The sequence below is a fragment of the Streptomyces sp. O3 genome (genome assembly GCF_054788135.1).
The window spans coordinates 22,076-28,809 of the sequence record NZ_JBTVYK010000073.1; the positions used below are offsets into that span (position 1 = coordinate 22,076).

Here is a 6,734-nt window from a genome sequence, read left to right on the forward strand (position 1 = left end):
CGCGGGCCCTCTCGCGTTCCCCGGCGCGGTCACAGCCGGTGGGCGGTCACAGCCGGTGGGCCGCGCCCACCGGGCTCGCGCCGCGCGTGTCCAGCAGGAGCTGGGCCTTGACCGCGAGCCCCTGGAGGTCGTACGTGCGGTGGGACTGGAGCAGGATCGTCAGGTCGGCGTCGGCCGCGGCCTCGTAGAGCGAGTCGGCGCGCGGGACCGGGTGGCCGAGCACCCGCCAGTGCGCGATGTACGGGTCGTGGTAGCTGATCGTGGCGCCCATCTGCATCAGCCGGGTGGCGATCTCCTGGGCGGGCGCGCCCTGCTGGTCGGCGAGGTCGGGCTTGTAGGTGGTGCCCAGGAGCAGGACGCGGGCGCCGCGGGCGGACTTGCCGTGCTCGTTGAGCAGGGTCGCGGCGCGCTGGATGACGTACTGCGGCATTCGCTGGTTGATCTCCTGGGCCAGGCCGACCATGCGCAGCGGGTGGCCCGGTGTGCGGGCGGTGTGCGGGAGGTAGTTGGGGTCGAGGGGCACGGCGTGGCCGCCGACGCCGGGGCCCGGACGGAAGGCCTGGAAGCCGAAGGGCTTGGTCTCGGCGCAGCGGATGACGTCCCACAGGTCGACGCCGAGGTCGTGGCAGAGCACGGCCATCTCGTTGACCAGGGCGATGTTGACGTGCCGGTAGTTGGTCTCCAGGAGGTGGACGGTCTCCGCCTCCCGTGTGCCACGCGCGCGTACCACCTTGTCGGTGAGGCGTCCGTAGAAGGCGGCGGCCGACTCGGTGCAGGCGGGCGTGAGGCCGCCGATCACCTTGGGGGTGCTGGCGTAGCCGTGGGTGCGGCTGCCCGGATCCAGGCGGCCGGGCGAGTAGGCGAGGTGGAAGTCGCGTCCGGCGCGCAGTCCGGAGCCCTCTTCGAGCAGCGGGCGCAGGAAGTCGTCCGTGGTGCCGGGGTACGCGGGCGACTCCAGGATGACGGTGGTGTGCGGGCGCAGCCGGGCGGCCAGCGCGCGGGCCGCGTCGGCCACCTGGGTGAGGTCGAGCGCGCGGTCCGCGCCGAGCGGGGTCGGGGCGCAGATGACGGCGGTGCGCACCCGGCCGAGCTCGGCCGCGCTGGCGGTGGGCCGGAAGCCGCCCGCGAGCATCCGGCGCAGGTCGGCGGCGGTGAGGGGCCCTTCGTCGGCGGGCAGGCGGCCCGCGGCGAGTGCGGGGGCGTGCCGGGGGTCGTAGCCGAGGGTCTCGATACCGGCCGAGACGGCGGCCTGGGCGAGGGGCAGGCCGAGGTGGCCGATTCCGACGACGGCGAGATCTGCGGGCATGGCGGTGGGCCGTCCTTCCCAATAGCCGGAGCGCGGGTGGCGCGCAAGCCCTGTGGACAGAACGAGCGAGCGCAATGTCAGGTTAGGAGTAAATATGACCGATATGCCGCATTGGTGGGTGTCGTTCTAGCGAGTGTTGGGGGGGGGCTGGGGGGTGTCCCCCCAGAAGGAGCAGTCGCAGGCGGTGGCTGAAGTCGGTGGTTGGCTACAGAATCGAGCGTGTGAGCCCGACCACACGGGGGCGACGGGAGGCAGCGTGAAGACAACGACACTGGGACCGGCCGAGCGGTCCGAGGCACTGGCGGCGATGGCCGAACGGGAACTCGACGTGCTGGTCGTGGGCGCGGGCGTGGTCGGCGCGGGCACCGCGCTCGACGCCGTCACGCGCGGACTCGCCACCGGCATCGTCGAGGCCCGCGACTGGGCGTCCGGCACGTCCAGCCGGTCCAGCAAGCTCATCCACGGCGGGCTGCGCTATCTGGAGATGCTCGACTTCGCGCTCGTACGGGAGGCCCTGAAGGAGCGCGGGCTGCTGCTGGAGCGGATCGCCCCGCACCTGGTGAAGCCGGTGCCGTTCCTGTACCCGCTGAAGGGCAAGGGCTGGGAGCGGATCTACGCGGGCTCGGGCGTGGCCCTCTACGACGCCATGTCGATGTCGAAGGAGCACGGACGCGGACTGCCGATGCACCGGCACCTCACCCGGCGGCACGCGCTGCGAGCAGCCCCCTGTCTGAAGAAGGACGCGCTGATCGGCGCGATGCAGTACTACGACGCCCAGATGGACGACGCCCGCTATGTGACGACCCTGGTGCGCACCGCGGCGTCGTACGGCGCCAAGGCCGCCAACCGCGCGCGGGTCACCGGATTCCTGCGCGAGGGCGAGCGGGTGGTCGGCGCCCGCGTGCAGGACGCCGAGAGCGGCGGCGAGTACGAGATCAGGGCCCGGCAGATCGTCAACGCCACCGGGGTGTGGACGGACGACACCCAGGCGATGGTCGGCGAGCGCGGGCAGTTCCACGTACGGGCGTCCAAGGGCATCCATCTGGTGGTGCCGAAGGACCGGATCAACTCGACCACCGGGCTGATCCTGCGCACCGAGAAGAGCGTGCTGTTCGTGATCCCGTGGGGGCGGCACTGGATCGTGGGCACCACGGACACCGACTGGGACCTGGACAAGGCGCACCCCGCCGCGTCCAGCGCGGACATCGACTACCTCCTGGAGCATGTGAACTCGGTACTCGCGGTACCGCTCACCCGCGACGACGTCCAGGGCGTCTACGCGGGCCTGCGGCCGCTGCTCGCGGGCGAGTCGGACGCCACCAGCAAGCTGTCGCGCGAACACACGGTGGCGCACCCGGTGCCCGGCCTGGTGGTGATCGCGGGCGGCAAGTACACGACGTACCGGGTGATGGCCAAGGACGCCGTGGACGAGGCCGTGCACGGCCTGGACCAGCGGGTCGCCGAGTGCGTCACCGAGGACATCCCGCTGATCGGCGCCGAGGGGTACAAGGCGCTGTGGAACGCGCGAGCGCGGATCGCCGCCGACACCGGACTCCATGTGGTGCGCGTGGAGCACCTGTTGAACCGCTACGGCTCGCTGACCGAGGAACTCCTGGACCTGATCGCCGCGGACCCCTCGCTGGGCGCGCCGCTGACCGGCGCGGACGACTATCTGCGGGCCGAGGTGGTCTACGCGGCGTCACACGAGGGCGCACGGCACCTGGACGACGTGCTGACCCGCCGTACGCGCGTCTCGATCGAGACCTTCGACCGGGGCACGCGCAGCGCGCGGGAGTGCGCCGAGCTGATGGCCAAGGTCCTGGGCTGGGACAAGGACCAGATCGAGCGCGAGGTGGAGCACTACGAGAAGCGGGTGGAGGCCGAACGCGAGTCGCAGCGTCAGCCGGACGATCTGACGGCGGACGCGGCGCGGTTGGGGGCGCCGGACATCGTGCCGCGGTAGGCCCTGAACCACCCCGGACCGGCCCTGGGGCGGTCAAGGTCACCCCCGGCCGGTCCTCGCCCTGGCATGGGGGACAATGAAGGCTCTGCCAGGGCTGGTTGTCGGCGGCGACCTGACAGGCGACCTGGGGCACGGCGACGCGGAGGGGACGCATGTCGGAGGCGGAGCAGCCGAAGGAGGCCGGTGCGGACGCCAGCACGCGTCTGCTGGCCGGTCGGTACCGGCTGGGAGATGTGCTCGGTCGCGGCGGCATGGGCACCGTATGGCGTGCCGAGGACGAGACGCTGGGCCGTACGGTCGCGGTCAAGGAACTGCGCTTCCCCTCGGACATCGACGAGGAGGAGAAGCGGCGGCTGATCACCCGGACCCTGCGCGAGGCCAAGGCGATCGCCCGGATCCGCAACAGCGCCGCGATCACGGTCTACGACGTCGTGAACGAGGACGACCGGCCGTGGATCGTGATGGAGCTCGTCGAGGGCAGGTCGCTGGCCGAAGTCGTACGCGAGGACGGCCTGCTGACGCCTCGGCGGGCGGCGGAGGTCGGGCTCGCCGTCCTGGACGTGCTGCGCGCCGCGCACCGCGCGGGCATCCTGCACCGCGATGTGAAGCCGTCCAACGTGCTGATCGCCGAGGACGGCCGGGTCGTCCTCACGGACTTCGGGATCGCGCAGGTCGAGGGCGACCCGTCCATCACCTCGACCGGCATGCTGGTCGGCGCGCCCTCGTACATCTCGCCGGAGCGGGCGCGCGGCCGCAAGCCGGGGCCCGCCGCCGACCTGTGGTCGCTCGGCGGTCTGCTGTACGCGGCCGTCGAGGGCTGCCCGCCGTACGACAAGGGCTCGGCGATCGCGACGCTCACCGCGGTGATGACCGAGCCGCTCGACCCGCCGAAGAACGCGGGCCCCCGGCTGGAGAAGGTCATCTACGGCCTGCTCGTCAAGGACGCGGAGCGACGGCTCGACGAGGCGGCCGCCCGGAGGCTGTTGAACGAGGTCCTGGACGCGCCGGACCAGGAGGGCGACGCTCAGTCGGGGGCGCGGCTGGAGGAGACCGCGGCGGTGCCGCTGCCGTCGGAGCCCCCGCGCGCGCCTTCCGCCTCCGCCGGGCGGGACGCGGACCCGGCGGCGGTCAGCCGCTCCGGGCCGCCGCCGGCCGCCAAGTCCGGTGCGGCGGCCGCGTCGTCGGCGTCGTCTGGGGGATCGGGCTCGCGCGGGCGGGCGTCGCGGCGGACGCTGGTGATCGCGGCGGCCGTCGCCGCGCTCGCCCTGGTCGGCGTCGTCGTCGGGGTCGCGCTCAGCGGCGGCGGTGACGACGGACAGCAGTCCAACAAGGGCCAGGGCGGCGACAAGGCCGCGTCGAGCGGCGCGAGCGCGGGCGACGGCGCGGACCGGGGCGGGGACGGCGGTCAAGACGACCAGAGCGCCGATGACGCCGATGACACCGACGACGCCAACGACGCCGACGCCGACACCGGTGGCAAGGACGACGAGCAGGGCGACCAAGGCGACGCCCAGGGCGGTGCTCAGGGGCAGGGCGACACCGGGCAGCGGGACGGCGGCACGGACTCCGGGGCCGACGGCCTGCCCGCGGGCTACCGGCAGGTTTCCGACTCCCAGTTCCGCTTCTCCATGGCGATGCCCGAGAGCTTCCGGCCCCAGGGCATAGCGGGGCGGAACTCCGGCCGGATATACAACGAGTCCGGCGGATTCCCGCGCGTACAGGTCGACTTCAACGCGACTCCGGGTGACGACGCCGTCGCCGCCTGGCGGAGTCTGCTGCCCGCCGTCGCCGCCAGCAGCAGCAATTTCAAGCCACTCGGCATCCACAAGGTCGAGGAGTACCACGGCTATCCGACCGTGGCCGACTGGCAGTTCGAGCGTACGCAGCAGGGCGAGCGGGTACGGGTCCTCAACCGGGGCTTCCGGGTCGACTCCCAGCGCGGCTACTCGATCATGATCAGCTGCAAGGCGTCGGAGTGGGACGGCGACGAGTGCCGCACGCTGCGCAAGACGTCGTTCGACACCTTCCGGCCCGCGGACTGAGCGGGCGGTTTGCCGCGACCCGGCGGCGCGGCGGGTCGAGGACACGTATCGTGAGAGGTCGCGGACCGTACGCAGCCGCAATGTGCCGGGAATCGACCGGACTTGACGGGTTGGCAGCGGTGCGGACAGCTGGGAGCCAGGGCTCGGCGAAGGGTTCTGGCCGCGCGCTGACGGGGAGGCGTCGTGGACGACTACGCGGGACGGGTACTCGCCGACCGCTACCGCCTGCCGCTGCCGCCGTCCGATGAGTACGAGTTCGCCGAGACCCGTGCCTTCGACACCTACAGCGGGCAGGAAGTCCTGGTCAGACAGGTGCCGTTGCCCGAGGTCGTGGACGCGGAGCTGCTCGACGGGGACCAGGGGGAGCACGGGGGTCACTGGGACCACCGGGACCACCGGGACCACCGGGGTGTTGGCCGCGCCCCGGCGTCGCGGCGGGCCTCGGGGCGTACCACGCGCAGGCCGACCGACCCCGCGGTGCGGCGGGCGATCGAGGCCGCGCAGGCCGCCGCGCAGATACCCGACCACCCGCGCTTGGACCAGGTCTTCGACGTCTTCGCCGAGGGCGGCTCGCTGTGGATCGTGAGCGAGATGGTGGCGGCGCGGCCGCTGGCCGCGCTGCTGGCGGAGCAGCCGCTGTCGCCGTACCGGGCCGCCGAGGTCGCGTCGGACGTGCTGACGGCGGTGCGCGCGCTGCACGCGCACGGCTGGGTGCACCGGAACATCACCGCCCGCACGGTCCTGGTCTGCGACGACGGCCGGGTGATGCTCACCGGTCTCGCGGCGGGCGCGGCGGAGGAGGCGCTGTGCGGCTACGACCCGGTGCCGGTGGCTGAGTTCGACCAGTTCGACCAGTTCGACCAGGCCGACCAGGTCGATGAGACGGAGCACCCGGCGCCGGGGCGGCAGCCAGGCGGTCCCGGTTCCGGTACGGGCGTGAGCCCTGGAACGGGCGGGGGTCCCGGTACGGGTGCGGGGCCCGGTGCCAGCGGTGCCGGGGGCGGTGGCGAGCTGGCCGCCGAGGACGTACGGGCCGCGCGAGCCGGGGCGATAGCCGCGTACCGCGCGGGGGCGAGGGCGGCGGCCGCGGCGGCCCGCGCGGACGAGGAACGGGGTCTTCCCGGTGCGGCTCCGGGTTCGGCCTCGGGCGCGGCCGCGGACCCCGGCCGCGGGGGTCAGCCCCGCCAGCCCGGCCAGGACAGGCAGCGGCCCGGCCGGATCGCGGACCCGTACGGCGTGACGGCCGGGACTCCGCCCGGCGGACAGCCGGGAGCCCTCCGGGACTTCCGCGTCGGCCGCCCGCCGGGTGACGGTCCGAACGCCCGCGAGGGCCAGCCGCCGGGGAGCGCGACGCCGGGCGGGCAGACTTCCGGCGGCCCCGGCCGCGGGTCGGGCGCGGCGGCCGGGTGGCATGGGGCCGTGC

4 protein-coding genes are annotated in these 6,734 nt (G+C 73.6%); 3 read left to right on the forward strand and 1 reads right to left on the reverse strand.

The window, feature by feature from the left end; translation table 11 throughout:
• Nucleotides 1-46 precede the first annotated feature (46 nt).
• A complete protein-coding gene (locus ACX6XY_RS27365) occupies nt 47-1,306 on the reverse strand; it encodes a nucleotide sugar dehydrogenase (protein WP_460336334.1) in 1,260 nt (419 codons plus the stop codon).
• 256 nt (nt 1,307-1,562) lie between these two features.
• Between ACX6XY_RS27365 and ACX6XY_RS27370 the strand changes: the two genes are divergently transcribed.
• From ACX6XY_RS27370 to ACX6XY_RS27380, 3 genes are all read left to right on the forward strand, one after another.
• Complete coding sequence (locus ACX6XY_RS27370) at nt 1,563-3,269, forward strand: glycerol-3-phosphate dehydrogenase/oxidase (protein ID WP_460336337.1); 1,707 nt, start codon at nt 1,563-1,565, stop codon at nt 3,267-3,269.
• A gap of 152 nt (nt 3,270-3,421) precedes the next feature.
• Entirely contained in the window at nt 3,422-5,311 is a 1,890-nt protein-coding gene (locus tag ACX6XY_RS27375) for a serine/threonine-protein kinase (protein ID WP_460336340.1), read from the forward strand.
• Between the two features lie 183 nt (nt 5,312-5,494).
• Nucleotides 5,495-6,734 (forward strand): protein kinase (locus tag ACX6XY_RS27380; RefSeq protein ID WP_460336343.1); only part of this gene is annotated, 1,240 nt, incomplete at its 3' end.

Excerpts from the sequence above, each read along its gene's own strand:
- ACX6XY_RS27375 (WP_460336340.1), top strand. The coding sequence starts at position 3,422 with ATGTCGGAGGCGGAGCAGCCGAAGGAGGCCGGTGCGGACGCCAGCACG.
- ACX6XY_RS27365 (WP_460336334.1), bottom strand. The coding sequence starts at position 1,306 with ATGCCCGCAGATCTCGCCGTCGTCGGAATCGGCCACCTCGGCCTGCCC.